The organism is Inquilinus sp. 2KB_23, assembly GCF_052115705.1.
Lineage (GTDB): Bacteria > Pseudomonadota > Alphaproteobacteria > DSM-16000 > Inquilinaceae > Inquilinus > Inquilinus ginsengisoli_A.
This window is the reverse complement of the sequence record NZ_JBFRHF010000029.1, coordinates 1-24,996: the sequence shown is the minus strand read 5'-3', so window position 1 is coordinate 24,996 and position 24,996 is coordinate 1. Positions and strand designations below refer to the sequence as shown.

The following is a 24,996-nucleotide window of genomic DNA, read 5'->3' as shown; positions in this document are numbered from 1 at the left end:
CGCCTGGGCCCCGCTGCCTAGGCTGGAATCCACGTCTCCGCCGACCAGCGGGACGGTCCAGCATGGAGGGATAGGACCATGGCGCGCACCGATCATGGAGTGGATCTCGACTATTCCCTGATGCTGGACACTCCACCGCTCGCTGCCCTGTCGACCCGCGAGACCGTCATGGGCGCATCGCCGGACGGCGACATCGACGATGTGCTGGACTGGCTCGACCTCGGCGTCATCCTCACCGACGCGGCAGCGCGGCCGCTGCGTCTCAACCGCCGCGCCGAGGCGATCGTCGCCCGCGCCGACGGGCTGTTCGCCCGGCCGTCCGGCGTCGCGGCGGCGCTGCCGAACGAGACCCGCAGGCTGCACCATGCCATCGACATGGCCGCCCTGGCCGGAACCCGCCTGCGCATTTCGCGCCCGTCCGGGCGGCTTCCCCTGCTGCTGACCGTAATCGCGGTCCGGGACGGCGCCGCCGGCCTGCGCGCCCAGGGGCCGCTGGCGGCGATCTTCATCATGGATCCCGACCGCGGGGACACCCCCGACCCGGCCCTGCTGCAGGAGCTGTTCGGCCTGACCGCGGCGGAGGCCGCCTTCGCCGCCGAGATCAGCCGCGGCGACGGGCTGCAGGCCGTGGCCGGCCGGCTGGCGATCGCCGACACCACCGCCCGCACCCATCTCGCCCGGGTGTTCGAGAAGACCGGCACACGCCGGCAGGCCGAGCTGGTCCGCCTGCTGGCGCAGTGCGACCGGCCCCCGATGCGCGCCGACTGGCACATGGCGGCGGCGAGCCGGCCGGCGGCACGGCCGCCGCTCGCGCTGGTCAGCCTTTGATCGGCATCCAGATCTCGACCAGGCCGATGCCGGCCCAGGGGTCGAAATCCGCGGTGTAGAGCTCGAAGCCCGGCGCATCGGCGAAGGCATGGCCCGAGCTCGGCAGCCACCGGGCCCATATGCTGTAATGGGTGGCGCGGATCTTCGAGATGTGGTCGCGGTGCGAGAACACGGCGTAGCGTCGGGCCGGTATCCGCACCCGGGCGAGATCCGCCGGCAGGTCGTCGAAGCTGGAGACCTCGACCCCGGCGATGTAGTCGAAATTGCCGGCCTCGTCGGCGTTGCAGCAGACCCCGTAGGCGGCGCCGCCGACCTGGTTCGGCACATGGCCGATCTGCGGCGCGAAGCGCTGCCACTGCGCCGGGATGCCTTGGTTGGTCTCGAAGGTGTAGCGGCCGCCTAGTCCCGCGACCAGCAGGGTCCGGCCGGTCTCGAAGCGGGGCGCCTCGAGATCGATGATCAGGGTCTCGTCCATTCTGATCGGCTCCACCAATGCGAGGGTGTCGACACGGCGCTGGCCGCGCACCAGCTCCGGCGTCAAGCCGAACTGGTCGCGGAACGCCCGGGTGAAGGCCTCATGGGAGCCGTAGCCGGCATCGAGCGCCACGGCCAGGATGTCCGGCGCCCCGGCGGCGAGGCTGCGCGCCGCCTCGGTCAGGCGGCGGCCGCGCACGTAGCGCATCACCGAATGGCCGGTGGCCATGCCGAAGACCCGGCACAAATGGAACCGGGACACCCCGCCGGCCTCGGCGATCGCGTCGAGCGTGATCTCCGCCGAGAACTGGTGCTCGATGAACCAGAGCGCGCGTTCGACCGGGTTCATGTCCCCTCCCATCAGCCTTCCCCGGCACTGTGGCGTGGCCCCGTGCCTCGCATTTGATCGCGGTTGCGCGGCGCGGCGATCAGTCTGCGACGCGGCCGGAGCATTTGCGTTTCCGATGAATCGCAGTCGACAATCCAATTTCCCAATCGGCAACCACTCCGCCATACCGGTCCCCACCACCAGCGGAGAATCGTCGCCATGCTGTCCGGAACCCCTCGCCCGGCCTGGGTCACCTTCGACTGCTACGGCACCCTGATCCAGTGGGATGAAGGGCTGGACCAGGCGGTGCGGACCATCCTGGCCGGCAAGGCGGCGACGGTCGATCCCGCCCGGCTGATCGCGACCTACGACCGGCACGAACATGCGCTGGAGCGCGAGCAGCCGCATCGCCGCTTCCGCGACATCGCCGGCGCGGCGCTGACCCTGGCGATGCGCGACCTCGGCCTGGCCCCGGACGAGCGCGACGCCGCGGTGCTGACCGACGCGATCGGCCGGATGCCGCCCTTCCCGGAGGTGGTGCCGACCCTGGCGGCGCTGAAGGCGGCGGGCTTCCGGCTGTGCATCATCTCCAACACCGACGACGACATCATCGCCGGCAACGTCGCCCAGCTCGGCGGCCATATCGACCGGGTGGTCACGGCCGAGCAGGCCGGCGCCTACAAGCCGTCGCACCGGATCTTCGCACACGCCCACCGGGCGCTGGGCGTCACCGGCGACGAGGTGGTCCACATCTGCGCCAGCCCGCATCTCGACCTGGTGGCGACCCGGGCGCTGGGGCTGCGCGACATCTGGATCGACCGCGGCACCGGCCGCCGCCCGGCCGACGGCTACCAGCCCGATGCGGTGCTGCCGTCGCTGGACGGCGTGCCCGCGGTGTTCAAGGATGCCGGCTGGCTCTGACCCCACTCTCCGCGACGACGCAAAGGATCCCCCAATGGCCCATGAGCTGCACCCCGCCGCCGGCCCCAGGCTGTCCAACCTGGGCGAGATCGACTGGGCGGCGCTGCGCCAGGCCCGCATCGACCTGGCGGCCTGCTTCCGCATGGCGGCGCGGCTGGGGCTGGAGGAAGGCATCTGCAACCACTTCTCGGCCCTGGTGCCGGGGCGCGACGACCTGTTCCTGGTCAACCCCTATGGCCTGGCCTTCTGCGAGATCACCGCCTCCAGCCTGCTGGTCTGCGATTTCGAGGGCAATGTCATCGACGGCGACGGCAGGCCGGAGGCGACGGCCTTCTACATCCATGCCCGGCTGCACAAGCGGCTGCCGCGCGCCCGGGCGGCGTTCCACACCCACATGCCCAACGCCACCGCGCTGAGCATGGTCGAGGGCCAGCCGCTGGCCTGGGCCGGGCAGACCGCGCTGAAGTTCTACGGCCGCACCGCGGTGGACGACGCCTATAACGGCCTGGCGCTCGACACCGCCGAGGGCGACCGCATCGCGTCGACCATGGGCGACGCCGATGTGGTGTTCCTGCGCAACCACGGCGTGATGGTGGTGGGCCCGACCATCGCCGAGGCCTGGGACGACCTCTACTACCTCGAGCGCGCGGCCGAGGTGCAGGTCAAGGCGCTGAGCACCGGCCGCCCGCTGCGCCCGGTGTCGCCCGAGATCGCCCGGCTGACCTATGAGCAGATGCGGTCGGGCGACGCCGACAGCGCCCGGCTGCATCTGGAGAGCATCAAGCGCCAGCTGATGCGGCAGGATCCGGGCTTCGCGGCCTGAGAGGCGGGCCTATTGCGGCCGACGGCGCCGGCTGACGATCGGGCGTCAATCGAACGGGTGGAAGCCCTGGCGGGCGAGCGACAGGTCGTGATCGTCGACCACCCCGTTCCCGTCGACGTCCAGATTCGTCGTTTCCCATTCGCCGGTCGGCCCGACGCCGGGCTTGACCTGCTGGATCCGGTCGGCGAGCTGCGCCTCGAGCGCGTCGATCAGGGCCGGGTCCGCAGTCGGGTCGGCCTTGAGGTCGGCGATCCGCTCCTGCAGGGCGCGGATGCCCGTCTCCTGCGGCGTGCCGAAATTGGCCTGCATGGCGCCGACGCGGGCGCCATAGCCGAGCGCCTTGGACAGGCCGACCATGGTGGAGACGCGCTGGCCGTGATTGCGGAACGCGCCGTTGCCGACGGTCGGGGACCAGCCGGAGCCGATCAGGGCGTCGGTGGTGTCGTCGTCGAGCGAGATGGTGTCGGGCTTGCCGAGGCCCTGGCCCCGGCCTTTGGTCTTGCCCCCGGCATCGGGGTCGTTGCTGTTTTCTCCGGCCTTGCCGCCAGCGTTCCCGTTGCCGTTGCCGCCAGCGTTCCCATTCCCGCCGGCGTGGCCGTTGCCGCCACCATTCCCGCCCCCATTTCCGCCACCGTTGCCACCGCCATTCCCGCCCCCATTTCCGCCACCGTTCCCGCCGCCGTTGCCACCGCCATTTCCGCCACCGTTCCCGCCGCCATTGTCCTTGACGGTGATGAACTGCGGCTTCGAGAGGCCGGCGAAATCCCCGAGGACGGCCGCGCTGGCGCCGGTCGCATAGAGCAGGCCGAACGCGGCCACCAAGGGCAGTGTCGCAGCGGAACGGATACGCATGAGGACCTCCGGAACCAGTGTGTAGAACCGAGCCGCAACAGCTCGTCTCACTTCCCAGACGTCCGAAGTGCCTCTGCCATTCCCGGAAATCTCGTAAAAATATTTGCATCCGCCTTGGGCCGGGCGGCCGTTTCAAGCGTTTATGCGCCGAGACCGGACGCAGGTGACGCCGGAGCCATGGGATGAGGGAATGTCCGATCCGGCAGAACGGGTGAAAGGGGCACTGCTGACGTCGCTGCCGCGGCTGCGCGCCTTCACCCGCGCGCTCGCCGGCTCGACCTCGGAGGGCGACGACCTGCTGCAAGCCACCTGCGAACGGGCGCTGGAGCGGGCGCATCAGGCCGGCGCGACCGGCACCATGCAGGGCTGGATCTTCCGCATCGCCTACCATCTCCATCTCGACCGCCTGCGGGCGGGACGCCGCCGCGGCGAGACCGCCGATCCGGTCGATCCGGACACACTGCCGGGCGGCGACGCCGAGGCCGAGGTCGAGGCGACCCTGATGCTGGCGGCGGTGCAGCGCGCGATCGACCGGCTGCCGGAGGAGCAGCGCAGCGTGCTTCTCCTGGTCTCGGCCGGCGGCCTCAGCCACGCCGCCGCGGCGGAGGCGCTGGAGGTGCCGGTCGGCACGGTGATGAGCCGGTTGCATCGCGGCCGCCAGGCGCTGCACCATCTGCTGTCGCGGCGCCTGGTCGGCGCCACGGCCGTGGCGGCCCCTCGGGGATGGAGGCGACCTTGACGATCGACACCGACTGGATCGCGGGGTATGCGGACGGCGTGCTGGAGCCGGAGCGCCGCCGGCTGGTCGACGCGGCGCTGGCCCGCGACCCGGCCCTGGCCTTGGCGCTGCGGCGCGAGCGCGACATGACGGCGCGGCTCGCCGCCGCCTTTCCCCCGGTGGAGGAGCCGCTCCCACCCGCCCTGGCCGGGCTGCTGGCCGGGGATGCGGCCGCCCCGGCAATCATGGCCGGGCGGCGCCGCCCGGCCCGCCTGTGGCTCGGGGCGATCGCGGCCGCAGCAGTGCTGCTGGCCGTGGTCGGCGGCGGCTGGACCGCGCTGCGCGTCATCGACGGCCTCGAAGAGCGGGTCGCCCGGATCGAGACGGCGGAGCAGATCCGCCTGGCGACCCAGACGGCGATCGACGCGAGGCGGGCCGAGGTGCTCGAGCAGGCGCCGAACGGCGTCGAGACACCGTGGCGCGACGGCGCGACCGCGGGCCGGGTCCGCCCGGTCTCGACCTTCATCGACGCTTCCGGCCGCTTCTGCCGGGAGTTCACCGAGGCGGTCGAGGGGCCGGACGGCTCCCGCACCGGCGGCGGCATCGCCTGCCGGGTCGGCCAGCACGACTGGCGCCTGTGGTGGCCCGACAACGGCGGGCCGGCCGGCGGCCAGGCGCTGTAGGCCTCATCTGATCCCGGCCTTGAGGAACATCGCTGACCCGGCAGAGGCGCTGCGGCAGGCGAACGGCGCCGGCTAACGGCGCCGGCTCGCTGTCGTCAGCCGCGGCGGGCCGGGTCGTGCAGGAAGTGGGTCAGCGTCAGGAAGCGCCGCAAGCCGAGGGAGTCCGCCAGCCGGATCGAAGGCGCGTTCTCATGGTGGACCTGGTAGCGCGCAACCAGGCGGCGCGAAGCGAGTTCGGCCAACGCGGTGCGGACCACGCGGGCGGCATGGCCCTGCCGCCGGAACGCCGGAGGGGTGCAGACGCCGCCGACCTCCCAGACCGGCCCATGGTTCTCGAAGGCGAAGCAGGCGGCGAGCAATTGCCCGTCCCGCTGCAGCGCCGCGACGAAGGCCCGGCCGGACCGGAGCAGGTCGCGCAACCAGCCCCGGTCGTGGCCTTGCGTCTCGAACAGGTCGAGCATCGCATCGCCGGGTGTGACCGTCAGCTCGACCTGGTCATCCCGGCGGAATGGCGCGGCGGTGGTGAAGGACAGGTAGCGCGTCGTCGGCTCGATCGGAAACCGCGCCGCGACCGCGTCACGGTCGGCATCGCTGGACAGCTTGAACACGACTCCGACATCGCGCGGAACAAGGTCCAGCAGGGCTCCGGTCAGGTCCGGATGATCGCTTGAGATCAGGGCAGCGACCTGCGCCGCGGGATAGGCCTGCCGATCGTAGGAGTTCGCCGCGGTCGCCAGCAGCACCAACGTCGCCGCCGCCGCCCTGTCCCACAGCTGATGCACCTGCACATCGTCTGGATGCGCCACGATGTGCTTCAGCAGCACGATGTGGCGCAGAGGATCACGCGCCAGGACCACGATCGCGTCGTCCGTCATTGATCTCCCCGGCTGGTGCCGGGCGGCATCCGCACCACCCGGCGTCGGCCCGCGGGCACTACTTCCCGACCGGCCAGGCATCCGACACGAAGGGGCGGTACTGGAACAGCCAGGTCTCCGACGCCACCTGATCGCCGGCCTTGAGAAACAGCCGCATCTCGACCGGGTCGTCGCCGTCGACCGCCAGGTCGAACTGGACGCGCCAATGGCCCGGCACGTCGTCCGGCACCGCCTCCATCAGGGTGTAGGAGGAGAAGGTGCCGCGCGAGGCCCAGAACACCGGCTCCGGCTTCACCCCGAAGGGCAGGTTGGTCAGCGGGCCGCCGAGGAACTCGACCATGAACTTGCGCACCCCGTCCGGGCGCGGCTGGCCGGGCTGGCCGCCGCGGCCGAGGCGGGTGGCGACCACCCGGGCCAGCGACGTCGGGAACGGCTCGTCGGCCAGCCAGTGCAGGCGGTAGGCGAAGCCCAGCTCGTCGCCCGCCTTGGTCGGCGCGTCCGGGTGCCAGTAGGCGACGATGTTGTCGTGGATCTCGTCGTCGGTCGGCAGCTCGACCAGCTGCACCGCGCCCTTTCCCCAGTCGCCCAGCGGCTCGACCCAGGCCGAGGGGCGGAGGTGGTAGCGCACCCCGTCCTCGTAATGGTCGAAGACACGGTCGCGCTGCAGCAGGCCGAAGCCCTTCGGCGTCTGGTCGGCGAAGCTGGAGACCACGATCCGGGCCGGGTTGTTCAGCGGCCGCCAGATGTGCTCGCCGCTGCCGGTCCACATCGCCAGCCCGTCGCTGTCATGCACCTCGGGCCGCCAGTCGATCGCGGTCTTCTTCACCGTCTCGGAGTACCAGTACATCGAGGTCAGCGGGGCGATGCCCAGGCGCTCGACCGGCTGGCGCAGGAACAGGGCGCTCTGGATGTCCATCACCACGCCGGCGGTGCGGCGCATCAGGAAGCGGTAGGCGCCGGACAGGCTAGGACCGTCGAGCAGGGCGTAGACGGTCACCGCATCGGCGTCGGAGCCGGCCGGCTCGAACCAGTAGCCGATGAAGTCCGGGAACTCCTCCGGCCCGCCCGAGCCCGGGGTGATGGTGATGCCGCGCGCCGACAGCCCGACCTGGCCGAGCTCGCCCTTGGCGCGGAAGTAGGAGGCGCCGAGGAAGGCCACCCAGGGCTCCTCGGTCTTCCAGTCGCCCTTGTCCTTGGCCTCCTGGATCCAGAAGCCGGCGAAGGCCGAGGGTTCCGGCGCCAGCTTGGCGGCCGGGCTGTCCGGGCCGACGGTGAAGTATTGCGGGTCGTACTGGATCTCGCGCGCGGTGCCGGCGGCGGGGTCGACCGCATGCATCTTCACGGTCTTGGGGAAGAACCGGCCGACATGCTGGAAGGTGACGGGATAGGCGCCCGGCTGGCCGTCCCCATACAGCGCGTATTCCGGCTTGTACTTCAGCTTGCCGTGGGCGTCGTAGTCGATCGCCTCCACGGTCGCCGGGTCCGGCCGCGGCGGCGAGGCGTAGGGTGCTGCGGCCAGCGCCCGCGCCCGGCTCTTCAGCCAGTCGAACGAGAACGGGCTGGCGTCGCCGTAGCGCAGCCCGGCCGGCGGCGCCGCCAGGGCCGAGGCCCCTCCGAACATCCCGAACATCTGGGTGGCAGCGGCAAGCTTCAGCAAGGTGCGGCGGTCGAGCATCGTTTCCCGTCTCTTCCCCGGGTTGAGACATCGGCCGAGCCGCCCCCGTCGCGGCCGGGGCCCGCGAGTGGGGCGCCGATCGCCGCGGGGGCACTATCCGGCCGCTTCGCGAGGCCGCGACCATAGCAACCCCGCGCGCCGGATGCCAACCGTCGCGGCCACGCATGCGTCATTCGGAGGATGGGACGCAACGCGTGGCCCTTTGAGCGCCCGGCCGGTCCGTCCTACTGTGCCGGCCCACACCCGCCGCTGGAGCGCGTACCCGATGGACAGCCGCCTGGACCGCATGATCGCCCGCATGACCACCCAGCGCCGGGCGCTGGAGCTGGCGGCGGCCGAGATCGGCGCCCTGCCCGGCCCGGTGCTGGAGATCGGCCTGGGCAAGGGCCGCACCTTCAGCCATCTGCGCAAGCTGTTCCCCGATCGCACCATCATCGGCTTCGACCGCGACCTGCATGCGTCGGCGGATGCCACGCCGGCCGCGTCCGATCTGGTGCTGGGCGATTTCCGCGAGACCCTGCCGGCGCTGTCCGGCCGGACCCCATGGGTGCCCGCGGCCCTGGCCCATGCCGATTTCGGCAGCGAGGACCGCGCCCGCGACGCCGCCCAGGCCGATTGGCTGGCCGGGCTGATCGACGGGCTGATGGCGCCCGGCGGCCTGGTGGTCAGCGACCGCCCGATGCGGGCCGGGCGCTGGACCGCCCTGCCCTTCGCGGCGCCGGAGTGGCCCTATTTCCTGTGGCGGGTCGGATAGGTCCCGGCGGCCGCACCGCTTCGCGACCGCAGCAACCATTTCCGCACTGCAACACACCCATGCCGGATCGGGGGTGGTCCGGGGGCCTCGGCTGCTATCTTGTATACAGAATGCACGGGTAACCCGTAGCAAGATGCGAGTTCGTAATGGCCAAGGCACGCCGGGCTAAGCCCGACTGGTTCATGTTCGCCCTGCCCCTGGTTGCCGTGGCCGCGTGCCTGTGGCCCACGCCGGGCGTCACCGGCGGCCCCCTGCACTGGGACTGGATCTCGACCTACGGCGTCTCCGTCGTCTTCTTCCTCTACGGCCTGACCCTGGCGCCGGAGAAAATGAAGGCGGGCGCGTCGCATTGGCGGCTGCACCTGCTGGCCACCGCCGGCACCTTCATCCTGTTCCCGGCCCTGGTGCTTGGTGCCGGCGCCATCGGGCACAACTGGCTCGAACCCGGACTGCTGCTGGGCTTCTTCTTCCTCGCCGCCCTGCCCTCGACCATCTCCTCCTCGGTGGCGATGACCTCGCTGGCCCGCGGCAACCTGCCGGCGGCGATCTTCAACGCCACCCTGTCCAGCCTGATCGGCGTGCTGATCACGCCCTTGATGATGGCCTGGTACACCCACAGCCAGGGCGCGCCGATGCCGCTGGGGCCGGTGCTCTTGAAGGTGGCGCTGCTGGTGGTGCTGCCGATCGTCCTCGGCCAGCTGGTGCGCCCGCTGCTCAGCGGCTGGGCCACCCGCCACTACAGCCGGATCAAGATGGCCGACCGCGCCATCATCCTGGCGATCGTCTACGGCTCCTTCGCCGATTCCATGGCGTCCGGCATCTGGTCGCAGCAGGACCCGATCGTGCTGGTCGAGATCGTGGTCGGCGTGGTGCTGCTGTTCGGCGTCGCCTTCTCGGTGATGTGGGGCCTGTGCCGCCTGTTCGGCTTCGACCTGCCCGACACCATCGCCGCCACCTTCTGCGGCTCGAAGAAGTCGCTGGCCACCGGCGTGCCGATGGCCCGGCTGATGTTCGGCACCACGCCGCAGCTGGGCCTGGTGCTGGCGCCGGTCATGGTGTTCCACTTCTTCCAGCTGATGGCGGTCAGCGTCATCGCCGGCCGCCTCGCCGCCCGCCCGGTGACGGATGCGGAGGCGCACGACGCGCACAAGGCGGAGAAGCCGGCGCGCAGCCGGACGGCGCGGGCCGCCTGACACCTCGGCTTTAGGACTTGCTGCCTGTCCCCCTCCATGCGAGCCTCTCGGCATTGCATGAAACGGAGGGGGAAAATTATGTCCCGGCTCAGCCGCCGCACATTTCTGGTTTCTGCCGGTGTCGCCGCCACGAGCGCCGCATGGCTGCGGCCAAGCCTCGCCGCCACCGCGATCACGCCTGGTGACGCCGACGTGCTGCTGGTCATCGACGTCCAGAACTGCTTCCTGCCCGGCGGCAGCCTGGCGGTCACCGACGGCGACAAGATCGTGCCGGTGATCAACGCGCTGGCGACGCGCTTCCACAACATCGTGGTGACCCAGGACTGGCACACGCCGGGCCACATCTCCTTCGCCTCGGCCCATCCGGGCGCCAAGCCGTTCGACACCGCCAAGCTGCCCTATGGCGACCAGGTGCTGTGGCCCGACCATTGCGTCCAGGGCACGCCGGGCGCGGATCTGTCGGCCGGCCTGAAGCTGCCGACGGCGGAGCTGGTGATCCGCAAGGGCTACCACCCGACGGTCGACAGCTACTCCGCCTTCAACGAGGCCGACGGCACGGCCACCGGCCTGGCCGGATACCTGAAGGAGCGCGGCATCCGCCGGGTCTTCGCCGTCGGCGTCGCCACCGATTTCTGCGTCTGCTTCAGCGCCATCGACGCCCGCAAGGCGGGGTTCGAGGCCTTCGTCATCGACGATGCCTGCCGCGGCATCGATGCCGAGGGGTCGCTGGCCAAGGCCTGGACCGCGATGACCGCGGCCGGGGTGCAGAAGATCGTCTCGGCGGATATCGCGTGAGCCGACGGCCGCCCTTCCCTGTCATTGCCCGGCTTGACCGGGCAATCCAGGGGCCACCACGAGCCGCTCTGGCCACCCCTGGATGCCACGGTCAAGCCGTGGCATGACAGCGTTGGGTGGACGCGGTCGCGCTCAAATCCCCTTCACCAGCCCGCCATCGACCAGCAGGTTCTGGCCGGTGATGTAGCCGGCCTCGTCGGACAGCAGGAAGGCGGTGGTGGCCGCGATCTCCTCGACCGTGCCGAAGCGCCGCGACGGGATCTGGGCGATCAGCTCCGGCGTCTCGGGATAGCTGTCGATGAAGCCCGGCAGCACGCTGTTCATGCGGATGCCCACCGCGGCGTAGCGGTCGGCATAGAGCTTGGTGAAGGCCGACAGCCCCGCCCGCAGCACCGAGGAGATCGGGTAGGCCGCGCCGGGCTGGACCGCGCCGAAAGCCGAGATGTTGACGATCGCGCCCTTGCCCGCCCGCTCCATCGCCGGGGTCACCAGCCGCGCCAGCCGCACCACATTGACCAGGACCAGGTCGAGGCCGAGATGCCAGTCGGCGTCGGGGATCGCCAGGATGTCGCCCTTGGGCGGGTGGCCGGTGTTGTTGACCACCGCGTCGATCCGGCCCCAGCGCTCCAGCGTCGCATCGACCAGGCGCTGCAGGTCCGCCGGCTCGGTCACCGAGCCGCGCACCGCGATGCCGCCGAGCTCTTCGGCCAAGGCCGTCACCGCATCGGAGGTGGCGAACAGCGCCAGCTTGTAGCCGCGCCCCGCCAGTTCGCGGGCGATCGCCGCCCCCATGCCCTTGCTGGCGGCGGTGACGATGGCCACCCGATCGGTCGTGCTCATCCCGGTGCTCCCTCTGTGTTGCCCTTGACAGATGCGCCCGCGGGCGGGAGGAGACAAACGCGAAGTTCTTCATCCTGGCTGTAGGAAAACTTCATGCTGGCCGACGGGCTGCCGCCGCTCAACGCCCTGCGCGCCTTCCGCGCCGCGGCCCGCCACCGCAGTTTTCGCGGTGCGGCGGAGGCGCTGAACGTCACGCAGAGCGCGGTGGCGCAGCAGGTGCGCGGGCTGGAGCAGTCGCTGGGCGCCCGGCTGTTCGAGCGCCAGGCCCGCGGCCTGGCCCTGACCGCGGCGGGTGAAGCCCTGCTGCAGCCGGTCGAGCAGGCGTTCCGGCTGATCGCCGACGCCGCGGCGCGGATCGCCCACCAGGCCGAGGTGCTGACGCTCAGCACCACGCCCAGCTTCATCTCGCGCTGGCTGGTGCCGCGGCTGGACGGCTTCACCCGCGGCCATCCCGGCATCGACGTCCGCCTTTCCGCCTCCAACGATCTGGTCGACTTCCAGCGCGACGGCGTCGACCTGGCGGTGCGCTACGGCACCGGCATCGCCCCCGGCCTGGCGTCGCAGCTGCTGTTCCCGGCCGACCCGGTGGCGGTGTGCAGCCCGGCGCTGTGCGACGCCGCCATCGGCCTCGACGACCTCGGCGGCCGGGTGAAGCTGCTGCACGATTCCCACTTCCTGTGGGCGGAATGGTACCGCGCCGTCGGCCGCGACGAGGCCGAGGCCCGGCGCGGCGTCCGCTTCAGCCACACCCTGCACGCCATCGAGGCGGCGCTGCTGGGCCAGGGCATCGCCCTGGTGCCGCGGCCGCTGGTCGAGCGCGAGCTGCGTGCCGGCCAGCTGGTGGCGCCGCTGGACATCCGCCTGCCGGAGGCCGGGGCCCGCGGCTTCCACATCGTGGCCCCGCCCGAGACCTGGGACAGCCGCAAGGTCGCGGCGATGCGGCTGTGGCTGCTGGCGGAGGCGGCCGGGCCCGCCGCGTGACCCCGCGGCGCGCCCGACCCTCCCGGCCGCTTCAGCCCGGCGAACCGGCCCTGCGTGGAAGCGCCGCCGGCTCGACCTCCCGTTCGACCCCCAGGACGCCCCGCGCGACCTCCAGCACGCCCGAGCCGAAGAGGAAGCCCGCCCCCGCGACGACGCCGACGGCTTTGACCTTTGGTTCGGGAAACACCACGACGACCCGGCAGACCAGGGAAAGGCCGACGGCCAGGGCGAAGCCGAGGGCCAGGCCATCGCCTTCGGTCTTGTCGCCATTCAGGAACTGAATCGCCCCGAGGACCGCCACGGCAAAGCCGGCAACCGCACCATAGATCGCGATCGCTTCGGGCAATCCCGTCTTGGCCAGTCGGGGGGCCAGGGCGATCGCCGCCACGTCGGCGACCAGGACGAGCGTGGGCACCGCCCAGATGGACCAGACCAGGGGGTCCGGGTGGCCCTGGTGGAATCCGATCGCGGCCCCGAAGGCGCCGCGCACCAGGAACAGCGCCGCCAGCGTCAGGCCGAGGCGCGTCCAGTCCAGCGGCGTGAGCGACGTCGGGGGGGAGAGTTTCTCCGTCGCCACAACGACCAGGCCCAGGACACCCGACACCACGCTCCAGACCGTCTGCGCGCACCCGGCCACGATGGTGATCCAGCCCACCGGAAGCGGCTTGCCGACGCGCGACGGCAGCCCCCGCCGGACCCGTTCGGCCGGTGGCAGCGGCGAGACGCCCGAGGCATAGGCCGGCTGCCGGCAGAGGAGCTTCATGGCGAAGCCGGCAGGGATGGCGACGATCAGGGCGAACACGTCGAGCAGCGACGGCTTGTTGCCGGTGGCCCATTCGTAGAGGTCGGAGACGTAGGGGATCTCGATCTCGTGGGTGACGAACTCCTTCACCGCCCCGATCAGGGCCTCGAGCAGGTCGACCAGGAGGTCGGTGACCGCCTTGCCGACACCGATGGCCGCATCCAGCAGGCCCTGCACGATGTCGATGACCGCGGACAGCCCCCGCGCGAGAAGGCCGGGGCTGGAGCGGAAATCGAGATCCTCCCGCACCCGGTCGATCGTCGCCGAGAACTCGCCCTTGAGGGTGTCGCCGAGGGTGCCCAGGAACCGCTCGAAGATGCCCGCGACCTTGTCGCCCGGATCGAAATCCGGCCAGACGATGCCCGCGACCGCCGCTGGGGCGGCCTGACGACCGGGCGCGACCGGCGCGACGACATGGGACTGCAGCTTGGCCAGCAGCCAGTTGTCCTGGCCCGAGCCGACCGCCGCGTTGGGCTGCCCCGAGGCCGCCTTCTGGGCGCCGAGCGACGTCTGGTTGCCGAGGGCGATCTTGGCCGTTTGGAAGGCCGCGTCGGCCGCCGCCTTCGCCGTCTTGAACCGCTCGTCCAGCGCCGCCTTGATGCCGGCATAGGACACCCCGCCGGCGCCCGTGCCCAGCGCGGTCCAGGTCGCGGTCACCTCGTCGCGGATCCGGTTGTGCAGATCGACGATCTCGGTCCAGTCGAACAGGAAGCTGACCGCCTCGACCACCCGGTGGATGGCGGAGGCGATGGTGTTGAAGATGCCTTGCACCACCAGGGTGGCCTGCTCGATCGCGCCGATCACGCCCTTGACCACGTAGTTGCCCGCGCCTTTCGCGAAGTGGATCACCGCCTCGGCGCCGTCGGCGACGGCCGTGATGACGGCGCTGGTGACCTTGGCCGCCCCGGTCTTGATGTCGTCCCAGAAATCGTCCCAGCCCCCCAGGATCGCCGCCGGGGCCAGCGCGGCCGCGGCGGCGCCCGCCTCCTCATACGACAGCAGCCGGAAATGCGCGGCGCCGAGCGTCAGGTCGAAGGAGAAGGACTGGTCGCAGACCACCCGGCAGGCCGGATCGCTGGCCGGCATGCAGCAGGCGACCGCCATGTCGCAGGCGGAGTCGCAGTACATGTTGCCCGCGCTGCGCTTGCGCGGATCGGCCATCGAGGTGTGGACCATGCCGGACATCTGGTTGATCGCGCCCGTGGCGCTCGCCATGGCCTTGCCGTCGTTGCGGTACGCGTCGTTGACGACGGCCCGCTCGTCATAGCCCTTGGCGCCGTGCAGCTGGTCCTGGGTGATGGTCGCCAGCTGCTGCTGCAGCTGCCCGTGCGGGCGGATCACGAACCGCATCCTGGGATCCATGAAGGGCGAGGTCAGCAGCAGCTCCGGGGCCGTCAGCCCTTGCCGGAACGTGCCGCTGCGGTCCGCCGAACCGGCCGGGACGGCGACGCGGAGCCGCCCGGCACCGTCGACCGTGACGTCGAGGAAGTCGGTCGGCGAGATCCGGGTCGCCCGCCCGTCATGGATCACCGTGGTCGGTGCGGTCGCGGAGATGCGCACGGATTGTCCGGCGCGCGGCGACCCGTCCTTGTCGAACAGCGCGACCTCGACCTGGAAGTTCGGCGCCGAGGTGGCCGCACCCACGCCCCGGGAGAAGTCGAAGTCCCGGATCAGGCTGGTCTCGGCGTAGTACTGGTGGACCAGCTCGTCCAGCCGGACGGCGGCGGCGCTGCTGCTGTCGGCATAGAACAGCGCGCCATCCTGCCAGGCCGCGAGGAAAGGCCAGGCACCGTCGCCATAGGTCCCCAGCCCGGCCGATGCGGAGGCGGTGTCGATCACGTAGATCGGGCCGATCGAGCCGTAGAACAGCACGCCGTTCTCGTTCAGGATCGGCGTGCCCTCGGGAGCGCTGTGCAGCGGGGCGAAGCGCCGGCCCGGCCGGCCCGTCGCCACCTCGACGGCCTGCACTGCGTCGCTGAAGGCGACGTAGCAGATGCCGTCGTTGAGGATCGGCTGGATCTCCGACGCGGCGCCCAGCCCGATCGGCTTTCCCTTCGGCGTGACCGGCGACCGGGCGCCCACGTCATACACGTAGAGCGACTTGTGCTCGGTGGTGAAGCACAGCCGGGAGCCGTCGCAGAAGACCGGCCCCGGCCTGCCGTCCGCGCCGATCGACCACAGGTTGGCCAGGGTCGTCGCATCCAGCGCCTCGACGCTCGAGCCGAAGGTCGAGGAATGGGTCGGCATATAGAGGACGCCGTTGGCGACCGCCGGGGCCCCGGCGAGAACCTCCCGGCCGTACGGCCCGGCGATGGAGCCGTCCGGCCCCAGCCGGGTCACGCCGCCGAAGCCCGCGACGAACACCGCCCCCTCCTGCGCCGCCGTCCAGGTGGGAATCCCGACCGAAGCCTTGAAGCCGATCTGCCCTGTGTCCGGGTCGGCGAGATAGAGGTTGCCGTCATCGCAGACGACCGCGAGCTTGCCGCCATAGGGCTGGATGGCCCGCGGGCTGGCGTTGTTGGGGAAGGGGAACAGCTTCCGCCCGCGCGCGCCGGAGATCGCATCGAAGGAGATGACCGCGCTGCCCTGCGCCACCCAGAACCGCCCGAAGGCGACGCAGCCGCCATCGACCTTCTGCCCGGTCGCGCCCTCCCAGTTGACGATCGGCGACCGGACCTTGCCCAGGGGCTTGCCCGCATGCCAATGGCCGTCCCCGCTCTGCCAGGCGGCGAGAAAGGCCAGGCCGTCGCCGACCTCGCCGGCGCCGAGGCCGACCACCTGCAGGTTCCCCGGATGATCCTTGCCGGCCTGGTCGCCGTTGCCCAGCACCAGGGCCCGGTAGCTCAACGCCGGGTCGCCCAGCGGGCCGTAGGTCTTGGACGACGGCGCGTGCCAGTCGCCCGACTTGTCCTGATAGGCCGGGTGGTAGAGCTTGCCGTCCGTGCCCAGGCACAGGACCTGGAGGTTGCGGTCGGCGCCCATGCCCGCGGCCAGCGCGACATAGGGCCGGCTCTCGTTGCCGAGCGGGCCGCCATAGGTGTCCGGGAGGTGCCACTTGCCCTTCCCGTCCTGCCAGGCGGCCAGGTAGACCTTCCGGTCGGTGCCCAGGGCCAGCACCTGCAGGAAGCCGCTGTTGCCGTTCGCCGCCACCACCTCGGAATAGTGCCGCCCCGGCTTCGAAAGCAGGCGGCCGTCGCGATGCCAGTCGCCCTTCTGGTCCTGCCAGGCGACAAGGTAGACCTGCTGGTCGGTGCCCAGCCCGATCACCTGCAGATAGCCGCTGTTGCCATTGGCCGCGACCATGGCGGAGTAGCTCCGATCGCCGAGCGGCCCGTTGGTGGCCGCGGATGGCGGATGCCAGTCGCCGTTCTGGTCCTGCCAGACGACCAGATAGATCTTGCCGTCCGTGCCCAGGCCGAACACCTGGAGGAAGCCGCTGTTGCCGGGGCAGGTCGTCACCGCCGCATAGGTCCGCGCCGGATCGCCGAGCGGCCCGCTGGTGACAGCGGAAGGCGGATGCCAGTCGCCCGATCCATCCTGCCATGCGACCAGGTAGATGTGCCGGTCCGCGCCCAGCGCGAGAACCTGCAGGAAGCCGCGATTGCCGGTGCCCAGGGCCAGGGCCGAGAACGTCCCGTGCTGGAATGACAGCCGGTTGGAAGGCTGGATCGTCCAGGTCCCCGATGCGTGGGATTGCCAGGCCGGCAGACACAGGCTGCCGTCGGTCCCGAGACCGATGAGCTGGAGATTCTGGCTGTTTCCCTTGTGCAGCGCCAGGCTGGCGAAGGGCGGAAATGGGGTTTGCATAATGCCTCCTCAAATCAATGCCGCAATCAATGCCGTTGCCGTCAAAGGCCGATCGGTCGCGACGCCCCCGGACTTAATGAGCCCGTGAGAGCATGGCCTTCCGCACGCTGCGATCGTTCGGGCGGACATCCCAGCCCCGCAGGGCATGAGCGTCTGCGGCGAGATCGAAGCGGCGCGGTCCGGCGCGATGTGGCGGCCGACCGCGACGAACGCACTATCGGCAAGGCGGCCGGTCAGCGCAACAAATTGAATTTTCGACGTAATTTAAGATCATATCCACAAGCCCGACGGCGCGGTCGGCGACGGAGCGCGGTCGGCGATGGAAGAGGACGAGCGGCCCCGATGGGGCCGCCCGAACCTGGCCCGCCCTCTACGCCGGGGCGGCCAGGGGCTCGCCGATCGCATAGAAATGGCCGCCCGAGACATGGTGCAGGCTTCGCCATTCCGGTCCCGCGGACTCGAAGAACCAGCGACCATCCCGGAACACCCGGGTGTCGGCCCAGGCGCCGACGACCTCGGCGATGAACAGGTCGTAGGCCTGCTGGATATGCGGCTCGGGAATCACCCGACAGGCCAGCCACGCCGAGCACCCCCGGACGAAAGGGGCCTCGATGTCGGCCATCCGGAACAGCTCGACGCCGATGCGCTCCAGCTTGTCGGGTTCGTCGCCCAGGCTGCGTGTGCCCACCGCGCGCGTCAGCTCGAGCTGCGCGACGGTCGGCACCTGGATGACGAAGCTGCCGCTGGCCTCGACCAGCCCGCGCGTCGCGGCGATCTTGTCCAGCACCACGGTCAGTTTGGACGGCGCGAAGTCGAGCGCGCAGGCCCAGGCCGCGGCCATCACATTGTCCACGCCGCCGGCACGGGCGGAGACCAGCACCGTGGGGCCGTGGTTGATCAGCCTGTAGGCCTTGTCGAGGCCGACAGGAGAGACGTGTGGGTCCATGCGATCATGTCCGGCAGTCATGGGGTCCTACCCGGGAGGTTGGAGTCGGTGAAGCGGCAGCCATCATCAACCCAGGCAGTCGAGCAGGTCGCCGAGCTGGCCGATGCGGCGCTGGATGGTGGCGGCGCGGCCGGCGACGTAGCGCGACGGCTTGCCGGCCGACCAGCCGCGCGGGTTCGGCAGCACCGCGGCCAGCAGCGATGCCTCGCGCGCCGAGAGCTGCGCGGCGCTCTTGCCGAAATAGGCCTGAGACGCCGCCTCGACGCCATAGATGCCGGGGCCGAGCTCGACCACGTTGAGATAGACCTCCATGATCCGGCGCTTCGGCCACAGGGCCTCGATCATCACGGTCAGATAGGCCTCGAAGCCCTTGCGGATGAAGGTGCGACCGTCCCACAGGAAGACGTTCTTGGCGGTCTGGTTCGAGATGGTGCTGCCGCCGCGCAGCCGGCCGACGCCGGAGCGGTAGCGGTCCCAGGCCGCGCGCATCGACACCCAGTCGAAGCCGTCGTGCCGGCAGAACAGGTTGTCCTCGGCCGCCACCGCCGCCTTGCCCATCACCGGCGCGATGTCGTCCCAGGCCACCCAGTCGCGATGCCAGCCCTCGCCCTCGAACAGGCGCAGCACCATCAGGGGCGTCGCCGGCACCGGCACCACGCGGTAGACGATGGTCAGCGCCAGCGGTGCCAGCACCAGCAGGGCGAACAGGCCCCACAGGATCTTCGACCACCAGCGCCGGCGGCCCCACCAGCGGCCGAGCCCGCCCGGCAGCCGAAGGCTGGGCAGCCGCAAGCTCGGCAGGCGCGGCCGCCAGCGGGACGCGGCGCGCCGGGCCATGTCAGCGCAGCCAGCGCTGCAGCCGGTCGGCCGCCTCCGCCATCTCCTCGGTCGCGCCGGCGAAGGAGAAGCGCATGGTCGCGTGGCCGCGCACCGGGTCGAAATCGACGCCCGGCGTCGCCGCCACCCCGGTTTCGGCCAGCATGCGCCGGCAGAACTCCAGGCTGTCATTGGTGAGGTGGCCGATCTCGGCATAGAGGTAGAAGGCGCCGTCGGCCGGGGCCAGCCGGTCGAAGCCGGCGCGCGGCAGCGCCTCCAGCAGCAGGCTGCGGTTGCGGCTGTATCGGACGACGTTGCGATCCAGCTCCTCGCCGCAATCGAAGGCCGCCACCGCCGCGTATTGCGACAGGGTGGGCGGCGAGATGGCGAAGTTCTGCGCCAGGCATTCGACCGGCCGCACCAGCTCTTCCGGCAGCACCAGCCAGCCCAGCCGCCAGCCGGTCATCGAATAGTATTTCGAGAAGCTGTTGACGACGATGGCGCTGCGGCTGGTCTCCAGCGCCGTCCTGGTGCCCATTCCATAGGTGATGCCGTGGTAGATCTCGTCCGACACCAGCCGGATCGCGTTGGCGTCGCAATAGGCGGTCAGTTCGGCCAGCGCTTCGGGCGACAGCATGGTGCCGGTCGGGTTGGCCGGGCTGGCCACGATCAGCCCGGCCAGCTTGCCGCCGAACCGCTCCAGCAGCTCCGGAGTCGGCTGGTAGCGCGTCTCCGGCCCGGCCGGGATCTCCACCACCTCGATGCCCAGCGCGCCCAGGATGTTGCGGTAGGCGGGATAGCCCGGCGCCGCCAGCGCCACCCGGTCGCCGACATCGAAGGCGGCCAGGAAGGCCAGCAGGAAGGCGCCGGAGGACCCGGTGGTCACCACCACCTGCTCCGGCGTCACCGTGCTGCCATAGGCCCGGCCGTAATGGCCGGCGATGGCCTGGCGCAGCGGCGGAATGCCCAGCGCCACGGTGTAGCCGATCCTGTCGTCGCGCAGCGCTGCCTGCGCCGCCGCCAGCACCCCGGCCGGCGCCGGGGTGCTGGGCTGGCCGACCTCGAGATGCAGCACGTCGCCATGCGTCTTCTCGCGCGCTGCGGCCACGCTCATCACATCCATGACGATGAAGGGCGGCACCTGGCCGCGGCGGGAGATCTTCATGACAGGTGGGTCTCTTCGACAGAACAGGGCATGACGCCGCCGGCTCGACACATTCCGTTTCTAGCGTGATGATCCAGGGGCGCGGATCGCCGGCACGGAGGGAGCGGAGCGTTGGGACGGGTCATTCGAATCTTGGCGCTGGCGGTGGCGGCGGTCGTCGGGCCCCTTGCGGCAGCCCAGGCGCAACGCATTCCGGTGGTCCGCGACGCCGAGATCGAAACTAGCATCCACCGGATGCTGACGCCAATCTTCCGGGCCGCCGGGCTGACCCCGGAGGCGGTGAGCATCTTCCTGGTCCAGGACGACGGAGTGAACGCCTTCGTCGCCGGCGGCCAGAACATCTTCGTTAACACCGGGCTGATCATCGAGGCGCGGAACGCCGACGAGCTGATGGGCGTGCTGGCCCACGAGACCGGGCACATCGCCGGCGGCCATCTGGTGCGCGGCCAGGAGATGGTGGAGCGCAGCAAGCTGATCGCCACCATCGGCTCGCTGCTGGGCGCCGCCGCCGGGGCCGCAGCCGGCCGCGGCGACGCCGCCATGGCCGGCGCCTTCACCGCCCAGGACATGGTCCGGCAGAACATGGTCAACTTCACCAGGGGGATCGAAAGCTCGGCCGACCAGGCCGGCCTGCGCTTCCTGGCCCAGGCCGGCATCCCGGCGGACGGCATGCTGAGCTTCCTGAAGCGCATGCAGGATGCCGAGCTGGCGCATCCCCGCGGCTCCGACTACAGCCGCACCCATCCGCTGACCGCCGACCGGATCGAGGCGGTGCAGGAGGCGGTCGACAAGTCGGCGCTGCGCGGCGGCCCGGTGCCGCCGGGCTATGACGACCAGTTCGCCCGGATGCGCGCCAAGCTGATCGGATTCACCCAGCCGGAGACGGTGGGCCGCGTCTACCCCGCCAGCGACACCAGCCTTCCCGCGCAATATGCCCGAGCGATCGGCGCCTATCGCCGCAACGTCTTCGCCGACGCCCTCGGCCGGACCGACGCGCTGATCAAGGCCGAGCCGCGCAACCCGTATTTCCTGGAGCTGCGCGGCCAGATCCTGCTCGAGACCGGCCGGCTGGCCGAGGCCCGGCCCTATTACGAGCGTGCCCTGGCGCTGCTGCCGGGCGAGCCGCAGCTGCTGATCCCCCTGGCGCAGACCAAGATCGACCGCGGCTCGGATGCCGAGCTGCGCAGCGCCATCCGCGACCTGGAGCGGGCCAGCGTCGACCCGGAGACGACGCTGCCGATCGTCTGGCGCCTGCTCGGCACCGCCTATGGCAAGACCGGCGACATGGGCAAGGCATCGCTCGCTTTGGCCGAGGACAACCTGGCGCGGGGCGACCTGCCCAACGCCCGGGCCCAGGTCGCGCGGGCGCTGCAGCTGCTGCCGCGCGGATCCCCGGGGTGGCGGCGGGCCCAGGACCTGCAGCGCGAGGCCGAGGACAAGCCGGGCTGACCGAGACCACCGATTGCGGAAATTCGCGGCTGAACGACGCTGCCAGCCGCGTTACCATTGATCCCGTCGCCGCGAAAGGCGAGTAGAGAGACATGCCCCACCGAAAGGACGCACGGATGTTCCGCCCCAGCCACCGCCCCTGGTTCGCCGGCCTGGGCCTCGCCGCCCTGGCCGCCGTCGCCGCCCTGGCGGTCGCGTCGCCCGCGGTGCAGGCCCAGCAGACCATCGACCCGGCGCAGAAGGATGCGATCGAGCAGATCGTGCGCGAGTACATCCGCGCGCATCCCGAGGTGGTGGTCGAGGCGCTGGACGCCTATCAGGCCAAGAAGGACGAGGATGAGCGCAAGGCCCAGGCCACGTCGCTGACCAGCCAGGCGGACCAGATCTTCCGCAGCCCGACCTCGCCGGTGATCGGCAACCCCAAGGGCGACGTCACCCTGGTCGAGTTCTTCGACTACAATTGCGGCTACTGCAAGCGCAGCCAGCCCGATCTGGAGAAGCTGCTGAAGCAGGACACCGGGCTGCGCGTGGTGCTGAAGGAGTTCCCGATCCTCGGGCCGGCCTCGGTGACCGCGGCCCGCGCCTCGCTGGCAGCGCAGAAGCAGGACAAGTACCTCGACTTCCACACCAAGCTGATGGGCTTCAAGGGCCCGCTGACCGACGAGGTGGTCTACACCGTCGCCGGGCAGGTCGGGCTGGATCTCGACAAGCTGAAGCGGGACATGAACGACCCGTCGGTGGTGGCCGAGCTGCGCGACAACATGGACCTGGCCCAGAAGCTGGGCGTGCAGGGCACGCCGGCCTTCGTGATCAACGACCAGATCATCCCCGGCGCCGTCGGCTTCGACGCGCTGAAGAGCCAGATCGACAAGGACCGGGCGGGCTGAACCGGAGTACAGGCATCGGCGGGTCTCAGGCGGAGACTCGCCGGTTCGCGTGACGGCCCGCCGGCGGCAGGGCCGCCTCGGCATCGTCGATGTGGTCGAGCCGGGATTCCAGCTCGCGGATGGCGCTGCGTTGGGTCAGCACCTGGACGCCGAGCCAGACCATGGCGGCGATCATCAACAGGAACACGATCGGGTCGATCATGAACGTCTCCATTCGCTGAGACGGTTGGGGGATGGTGCCAGTTTGCCGTCGGTGACGGCCCGGCGGTGTCAGGCGGACCGGACGCCCAGCGCCCGCAGGATCGCGGCGGTGAGGGCCGGGGCGTAGTGCGACAGGCCGTGCTCCAGCCTGCCGTAGAGGCGGAAGATCGCCGGCTGCAGCACGCAGCCGAAGACGATGGCGGTGCCCAGCTGGGCATCGGCGATGGTGACGGCGCCCTCGCGGATGCCGTCGGCGATGACGGCGCCGATGACGTCGCCGGGATTGGGCTGGGCCGGATCGAAGGCCGGCAGCGCCCGGTGCTGCACGATCAGCAGGAAGCGGAACAGCGACGGGTCCTGGTCGTGCAGCCGGCAGCAGGCCTCGACCATCGCCCCCATCCGCGCAGCGAAGCCGGCCAGCCCCTCCTGCGCCGCGAAGACCTTCTGCCCCAGCTCGAGGTAGCGGACCGCGAACAGCTCGGCGACGAATTCGTCCTTCGAGGACAGGTGGCGGTACAGCGCCGCCTCGGTGACCCCGACTGCGGCGGCGATGTCGCGGACCGAAGTGCCCTCCACGCCGCGTTCGGCGAAGAGGCGGATCGCCTCCACCTCCATCCGCGCCCGTGTGTCCCTGCCCTTGCCGGCCATCGCCTCGACTCACGATGTAAGTGATCGTTAACTAACTTATCGCCGCAGCGGAGGACCGTCAAGCCCCTTCGCCGCGATTCCATGCCCTACAGGCGGCGTTCGGTCGCGGCGTCGAACAGGTGGATCCGGGTCACGTCAGGCTGCAGACGGATGGTGTCGCCCGGCCCGAAGGATTGGCGCTGGTTGAACAGGGCGCAGATCTCCTGCCCGGCCATGCGGCCATAGACGAAGGTGTCGTCGCCGGTCGGCTCGACCACCTCGACCAGGGTCGGCAGGCCGGCGCCGTCCGCCATCACCCGCAGATGCGCCGGCCGCACGCCGTAGCGCAGCTTCTGGCCCATCGTCACCCGCGCGTCGGGCGGCAGCGGCAGCACCGTGCCGTCGGCCGCCTGCACCCCGCCCTCGCCCACCGTGCCGTCGATCACGTTCATGGCCGGCGACCCGATGAAGCCGCCGACGAAGACATTGGCCGGCTCGTCATAGAGGTCCAGCGGCCGGCCCGACTGCTCCACCCGCCCGTCGCGCATCACCACGATCTGGTCGGCCATGGTCATGGCCTCGACCTGGTCATGGGTGACGTAGACCGAGGTGGTCTGCAGCCGTTGGTGCAGCAGCTTGATCTCGGTGCGCATCTGCACCCGCAGCTTGGCGTCGAGGTTGGACAGCGGCTCGTCGAACAGGAACACCTGCGGGTCGCGCACGATGGCCCGGCCCATCGCCACCCGCTGGCGCTGCCCGCCCGAGAGCTGGCGCGGATAGCGGTCGAGCAGCGCGGACAGGCCGAGAATGGCGGCGGCGTCGCCGACCAGCCGGTCGATCTCGGCCTTGTCGGTCTTGGCCAGCATCAGGGCGAAGGCCATGTTGTCCCGCACCGTCATATGCGGGTACAGCGCGTAGTTCTGGAACACCATGGCGATGTCCCGCTCCTTCGGCGGGACCTCGTTGATGCGGCGGCCGGAGATGGCGATCTCGCCGCCGGTGATCCGCTCCAGCCCGGCGATCATGCGCAGCAGGGTGGACTTGCCGCAGCCGGACGGGCCGACCAGGGCGACGAATTCATGGTCGCCGATCTCGATGTCGACGCCGTGGATGATCGGGACCGCGCCGAACGACTTGGTGACACCGCGGATCGAGACCGAAGCCATCGCACCCTCCCTGTCATGCCGGCGGTGTCGCGGCCGCCCGATCGTTGCCGGAAGGGTAACCGATGGCCGGGGCCGGTCAAACCGGTTTCGACCGAGTGGTCTTACAAGTTCCGCCGGCGTGACCTGGAAATCCGCCGAGGCCCCAAAAATCTTACTATGTGTTCATGTAACTCACCCATCATCGCATTCGAATACGCATATGGCACTCACCCGCCATTATGCATGCACAAACACTGAACGCCGTCTCCGGCCGGGCCGGGGACCAAGATCAGCCGGAGACGAATGATGCTGAACGCGATCGACCGTCGTGAATTCCTGATGGGGCTGGCCGCCGCGGGCGGCGCCGCCGTGCTGGCGACGGGCGGCCCCGCCCGCGCCGCGACCCCGGCC

The 24,996-nt window shown here is 70.7% G+C and carries 24 protein-coding genes; 12 read left to right on the top strand and 12 right to left on the bottom strand.

Annotated features, from left to right (window positions below; translation table 11 throughout):
• Positions 1-78 precede the first annotated feature (78 nt).
• Positions 79-828, top strand: a complete 750-nt coding sequence (locus AB4112_RS29270) for a helix-turn-helix transcriptional regulator (protein WP_441724659.1) — start codon at positions 79-81, stop codon at positions 826-828.
• Here AB4112_RS29270 and AB4112_RS29265 read toward each other — a convergent pair.
• Entirely contained in the window at positions 818-1,651 is an 834-nt protein-coding gene (locus AB4112_RS29265; protein ID WP_441724656.1) for an AraC family transcriptional regulator, read from the bottom strand. The two genes, AB4112_RS29270 and AB4112_RS29265, sit on opposite strands and share 11 nt — an antisense overlap.
• Positions 1,652-1,849: 198 nt before the next feature.
• Here AB4112_RS29265 and AB4112_RS29260 point away from each other — a divergent pair, with 198 nt between their 5' ends.
• Together AB4112_RS29260 and AB4112_RS29255 are read left to right on the top strand one after the other, a co-directional pair.
• The gene (locus tag AB4112_RS29260) at positions 1,850-2,551 is read left to right on the top strand and encodes a haloacid dehalogenase type II (protein WP_309792491.1); all 702 of its coding nucleotides are present in this window, start codon (positions 1,850-1,852) and stop codon (positions 2,549-2,551) included.
• A 34-nt stretch (positions 2,552-2,585) separates the two neighbouring features.
• Complete coding sequence (locus AB4112_RS29255; protein WP_441724652.1) at positions 2,586-3,374, top strand: aldolase; 789 nt, start codon at positions 2,586-2,588, stop codon at positions 3,372-3,374.
• A gap of 45 nt (positions 3,375-3,419) precedes the next feature.
• Here the strand turns inward: AB4112_RS29255 and AB4112_RS29250 are convergent, their stop codons facing one another.
• Entirely contained in the window at positions 3,420-4,226 is an 807-nt protein-coding gene (locus tag AB4112_RS29250; RefSeq protein WP_441724649.1) for a hypothetical protein, read from the bottom strand.
• 190 nt (positions 4,227-4,416) lie between these two features.
• Here AB4112_RS29250 and AB4112_RS29245 point away from each other — a divergent pair, with 190 nt between their 5' ends.
• On the top strand, positions 4,417-4,965 hold the full coding sequence (locus AB4112_RS29245) for an RNA polymerase sigma factor (protein WP_441724646.1): 549 nt from the start codon (positions 4,417-4,419) through the stop codon (positions 4,963-4,965).
• Positions 4,962-5,627 (top strand): hypothetical protein, encoded by a 666-nt coding sequence (locus AB4112_RS29240; protein WP_441724644.1) that lies wholly within the window; start codon positions 4,962-4,964, stop codon positions 5,625-5,627. The genes AB4112_RS29245 and AB4112_RS29240 overlap by 4 nt, the downstream gene beginning before the upstream one ends.
• Positions 5,628-5,722: 95 nt before the next feature.
• Here the strand turns inward: AB4112_RS29240 and AB4112_RS29235 are convergent, their stop codons facing one another.
• The gene (locus AB4112_RS29235; protein WP_309792496.1) at positions 5,723-6,502 is read right to left on the bottom strand and encodes a GNAT family N-acetyltransferase; all 780 of its coding nucleotides are present in this window, start codon (positions 6,500-6,502) and stop codon (positions 5,723-5,725) included.
• A 58-nt stretch (positions 6,503-6,560) separates the two neighbouring features.
• Complete coding sequence (locus AB4112_RS29230) at positions 6,561-8,177, bottom strand: glucan biosynthesis protein (protein WP_441724641.1); 1,617 nt, start codon at positions 8,175-8,177, stop codon at positions 6,561-6,563.
• Between the two features lie 265 nt (positions 8,178-8,442).
• Between AB4112_RS29230 and AB4112_RS29225 the strand changes: the two genes are divergently transcribed.
• The 3 genes from AB4112_RS29225 (at position 8,443) to pncA (ending at position 10,919) form a co-directional block, all read left to right on the top strand.
• Positions 8,443-8,931 (top strand): class I SAM-dependent methyltransferase, encoded by a 489-nt coding sequence (locus AB4112_RS29225; RefSeq protein ID WP_441724639.1) that lies wholly within the window; start codon positions 8,443-8,445, stop codon positions 8,929-8,931.
• Positions 8,932-9,077: 146 nt separating this feature from the next.
• A complete protein-coding gene (locus AB4112_RS29220; RefSeq protein WP_441724637.1) occupies positions 9,078-10,124 on the top strand; it encodes a bile acid:sodium symporter family protein in 1,047 nt (348 codons plus the stop codon).
• Between the two features lie 78 nt (positions 10,125-10,202).
• Complete coding sequence (gene pncA / locus AB4112_RS29215) at positions 10,203-10,919, top strand: bifunctional nicotinamidase/pyrazinamidase (protein WP_441724635.1); 717 nt, start codon at positions 10,203-10,205, stop codon at positions 10,917-10,919.
• Between the two features lie 132 nt (positions 10,920-11,051).
• On the opposite strand, the gene AB4112_RS29210 is transcribed toward pncA, so the two are convergent.
• Positions 11,052-11,759: an SDR family oxidoreductase gene (locus AB4112_RS29210; protein ID WP_441724633.1), complete on the bottom strand. Its 708-nt coding sequence runs from the start codon at positions 11,757-11,759 to the stop codon at positions 11,052-11,054.
• A gap of 93 nt (positions 11,760-11,852) precedes the next feature.
• Here AB4112_RS29210 and gcvA point away from each other — a divergent pair, with 93 nt between their 5' ends.
• Positions 11,853-12,740: a transcriptional regulator GcvA gene (gene gcvA / locus AB4112_RS29205; protein ID WP_441724631.1), complete on the top strand. Its 888-nt coding sequence runs from the start codon at positions 11,853-11,855 to the stop codon at positions 12,738-12,740.
• 31 nt (positions 12,741-12,771) lie between these two features.
• Here gcvA and AB4112_RS29200 read toward each other — a convergent pair whose 3' ends face one another.
• From AB4112_RS29200 to AB4112_RS29185, 4 genes are all read right to left on the bottom strand, one after another.
• Positions 12,772-17,349 carry a hypothetical protein gene (locus AB4112_RS29200; RefSeq protein ID WP_441724629.1) on the bottom strand — a complete coding sequence of 1,526 codons (4,578 nt, stop codon included), beginning with the start codon at positions 17,347-17,349 and terminating at the stop codon, positions 12,772-12,774.
• A gap of 370 nt (positions 17,350-17,719) precedes the next feature.
• Positions 17,720-18,295 carry a flavin reductase family protein gene (locus tag AB4112_RS29195; RefSeq protein ID WP_441724627.1) on the bottom strand — a complete coding sequence of 192 codons (576 nt, stop codon included), beginning with the start codon at positions 18,293-18,295 and terminating at the stop codon, positions 17,720-17,722.
• 66 nt (positions 18,296-18,361) lie between these two features.
• Positions 18,362-19,132 (bottom strand): monofunctional biosynthetic peptidoglycan transglycosylase, encoded by a 771-nt coding sequence (gene mtgA, locus AB4112_RS29190; protein ID WP_309792505.1) that lies wholly within the window; start codon positions 19,130-19,132, stop codon positions 18,362-18,364.
• A gap of 1 nt (position 19,133) precedes the next feature.
• Entirely contained in the window at positions 19,134-20,276 is a 1,143-nt protein-coding gene (locus AB4112_RS29185) for a pyridoxal phosphate-dependent aminotransferase (RefSeq protein WP_441724625.1), read from the bottom strand.
• Positions 20,277-20,420: 144 nt separating this feature from the next.
• Between AB4112_RS29185 and AB4112_RS29180 the strand changes: the two genes are divergently transcribed.
• Positions 20,421-21,725, top strand: a complete 1,305-nt coding sequence (locus AB4112_RS29180; protein ID WP_441724822.1) for a M48 family metalloprotease — start codon at positions 20,421-20,423, stop codon at positions 21,723-21,725.
• Between the two features lie 116 nt (positions 21,726-21,841).
• Entirely contained in the window at positions 21,842-22,612 is a 771-nt protein-coding gene (locus AB4112_RS29175; protein ID WP_441724623.1) for a DsbA family protein, read from the top strand.
• Positions 22,613-22,637: 25 nt separating this feature from the next.
• On the opposite strand, the gene AB4112_RS29170 is transcribed toward AB4112_RS29175, so the two are convergent.
• The 3 genes from AB4112_RS29170 to AB4112_RS29160 all read right to left on the bottom strand — a co-directional run bounded on the left by AB4112_RS29170 (position 22,638) and on the right by AB4112_RS29160 (position 24,606).
• Positions 22,638-22,814 carry a hypothetical protein gene (locus AB4112_RS29170; RefSeq protein ID WP_309792511.1) on the bottom strand — a complete coding sequence of 59 codons (177 nt, stop codon included), beginning with the start codon at positions 22,812-22,814 and terminating at the stop codon, positions 22,638-22,640.
• A gap of 68 nt (positions 22,815-22,882) precedes the next feature.
• Positions 22,883-23,461, bottom strand: a complete 579-nt coding sequence (locus AB4112_RS29165; RefSeq protein WP_309792512.1) for a TetR/AcrR family transcriptional regulator — start codon at positions 23,459-23,461, stop codon at positions 22,883-22,885.
• A gap of 86 nt (positions 23,462-23,547) precedes the next feature.
• Complete coding sequence (locus AB4112_RS29160; RefSeq protein WP_309792513.1) at positions 23,548-24,606, bottom strand: ABC transporter ATP-binding protein; 1,059 nt, start codon at positions 24,604-24,606, stop codon at positions 23,548-23,550.
• 282 nt (positions 24,607-24,888) lie between these two features.
• On the opposite strand from AB4112_RS29160, the gene AB4112_RS29155 reads away from it, so the two are divergent.
• The coding region (locus tag AB4112_RS29155) for a twin-arginine translocation signal domain-containing protein (RefSeq protein ID WP_441724819.1) at positions 24,889-24,996 on the top strand (108 nt) is incomplete at its 3' end.

Excerpts from the sequence above, each read along its gene's own strand:
- AB4112_RS29270 (WP_441724659.1), top strand. The coding sequence starts at position 79 with ATGGCGCGCACCGATCATGGAGTGGATCTCGACTATTCCCTGATGCTG.
- AB4112_RS29265 (WP_441724656.1), bottom strand. The coding sequence starts at position 1,651 with ATGAACCCGGTCGAACGCGCGCTCTGGTTCATCGAGCACCAGTTCTCG.
- AB4112_RS29260 (WP_309792491.1), top strand. The coding sequence starts at position 1,850 with ATGCTGTCCGGAACCCCTCGCCCGGCCTGGGTCACCTTCGACTGCTAC.
- AB4112_RS29255 (WP_441724652.1), top strand. The coding sequence starts at position 2,586 with ATGGCCCATGAGCTGCACCCCGCCGCCGGCCCCAGGCTGTCCAACCTG.
- AB4112_RS29250 (WP_441724649.1), bottom strand. The coding sequence starts at position 4,226 with ATGCGTATCCGTTCCGCTGCGACACTGCCCTTGGTGGCCGCGTTCGGC.
- AB4112_RS29245 (WP_441724646.1), top strand. The coding sequence starts at position 4,417 with ATGTCCGATCCGGCAGAACGGGTGAAAGGGGCACTGCTGACGTCGCTG.
- AB4112_RS29235 (WP_309792496.1), bottom strand. The coding sequence starts at position 6,502 with ATGACGGACGACGCGATCGTGGTCCTGGCGCGTGATCCTCTGCGCCAC.
- AB4112_RS29230 (WP_441724641.1), bottom strand. The coding sequence starts at position 8,177 with ATGCTCGACCGCCGCACCTTGCTGAAGCTTGCCGCTGCCACCCAGATG.
- AB4112_RS29225 (WP_441724639.1), top strand. The coding sequence starts at position 8,443 with ATGGACAGCCGCCTGGACCGCATGATCGCCCGCATGACCACCCAGCGC.
- AB4112_RS29220 (WP_441724637.1), top strand. The coding sequence starts at position 9,078 with ATGGCCAAGGCACGCCGGGCTAAGCCCGACTGGTTCATGTTCGCCCTG.
- pncA (WP_441724635.1), top strand. The coding sequence starts at position 10,203 with ATGTCCCGGCTCAGCCGCCGCACATTTCTGGTTTCTGCCGGTGTCGCC.
- AB4112_RS29210 (WP_441724633.1), bottom strand. The coding sequence starts at position 11,759 with ATGAGCACGACCGATCGGGTGGCCATCGTCACCGCCGCCAGCAAGGGC.
- gcvA (WP_441724631.1), top strand. The coding sequence starts at position 11,853 with ATGCTGGCCGACGGGCTGCCGCCGCTCAACGCCCTGCGCGCCTTCCGC.
- AB4112_RS29200 (WP_441724629.1), bottom strand. The coding sequence starts at position 17,349 with ATGCAAACCCCATTTCCGCCCTTCGCCAGCCTGGCGCTGCACAAGGGA.
- AB4112_RS29195 (WP_441724627.1), bottom strand. The coding sequence starts at position 18,295 with ATGGACCCACACGTCTCTCCTGTCGGCCTCGACAAGGCCTACAGGCTG.
- mtgA (WP_309792505.1), bottom strand. The coding sequence starts at position 19,132 with ATGGCCCGGCGCGCCGCGTCCCGCTGGCGGCCGCGCCTGCCGAGCTTG.
- AB4112_RS29185 (WP_441724625.1), bottom strand. The coding sequence starts at position 20,276 with ATGAAGATCTCCCGCCGCGGCCAGGTGCCGCCCTTCATCGTCATGGAT.
- AB4112_RS29175 (WP_441724623.1), top strand. The coding sequence starts at position 21,842 with ATGTTCCGCCCCAGCCACCGCCCCTGGTTCGCCGGCCTGGGCCTCGCC.
- AB4112_RS29170 (WP_309792511.1), bottom strand. The coding sequence starts at position 22,814 with ATGATCGACCCGATCGTGTTCCTGTTGATGATCGCCGCCATGGTCTGG.
- AB4112_RS29165 (WP_309792512.1), bottom strand. The coding sequence starts at position 23,461 with ATGGCCGGCAAGGGCAGGGACACACGGGCGCGGATGGAGGTGGAGGCG.
- AB4112_RS29160 (WP_309792513.1), bottom strand. The coding sequence starts at position 24,606 with ATGGCTTCGGTCTCGATCCGCGGTGTCACCAAGTCGTTCGGCGCGGTC.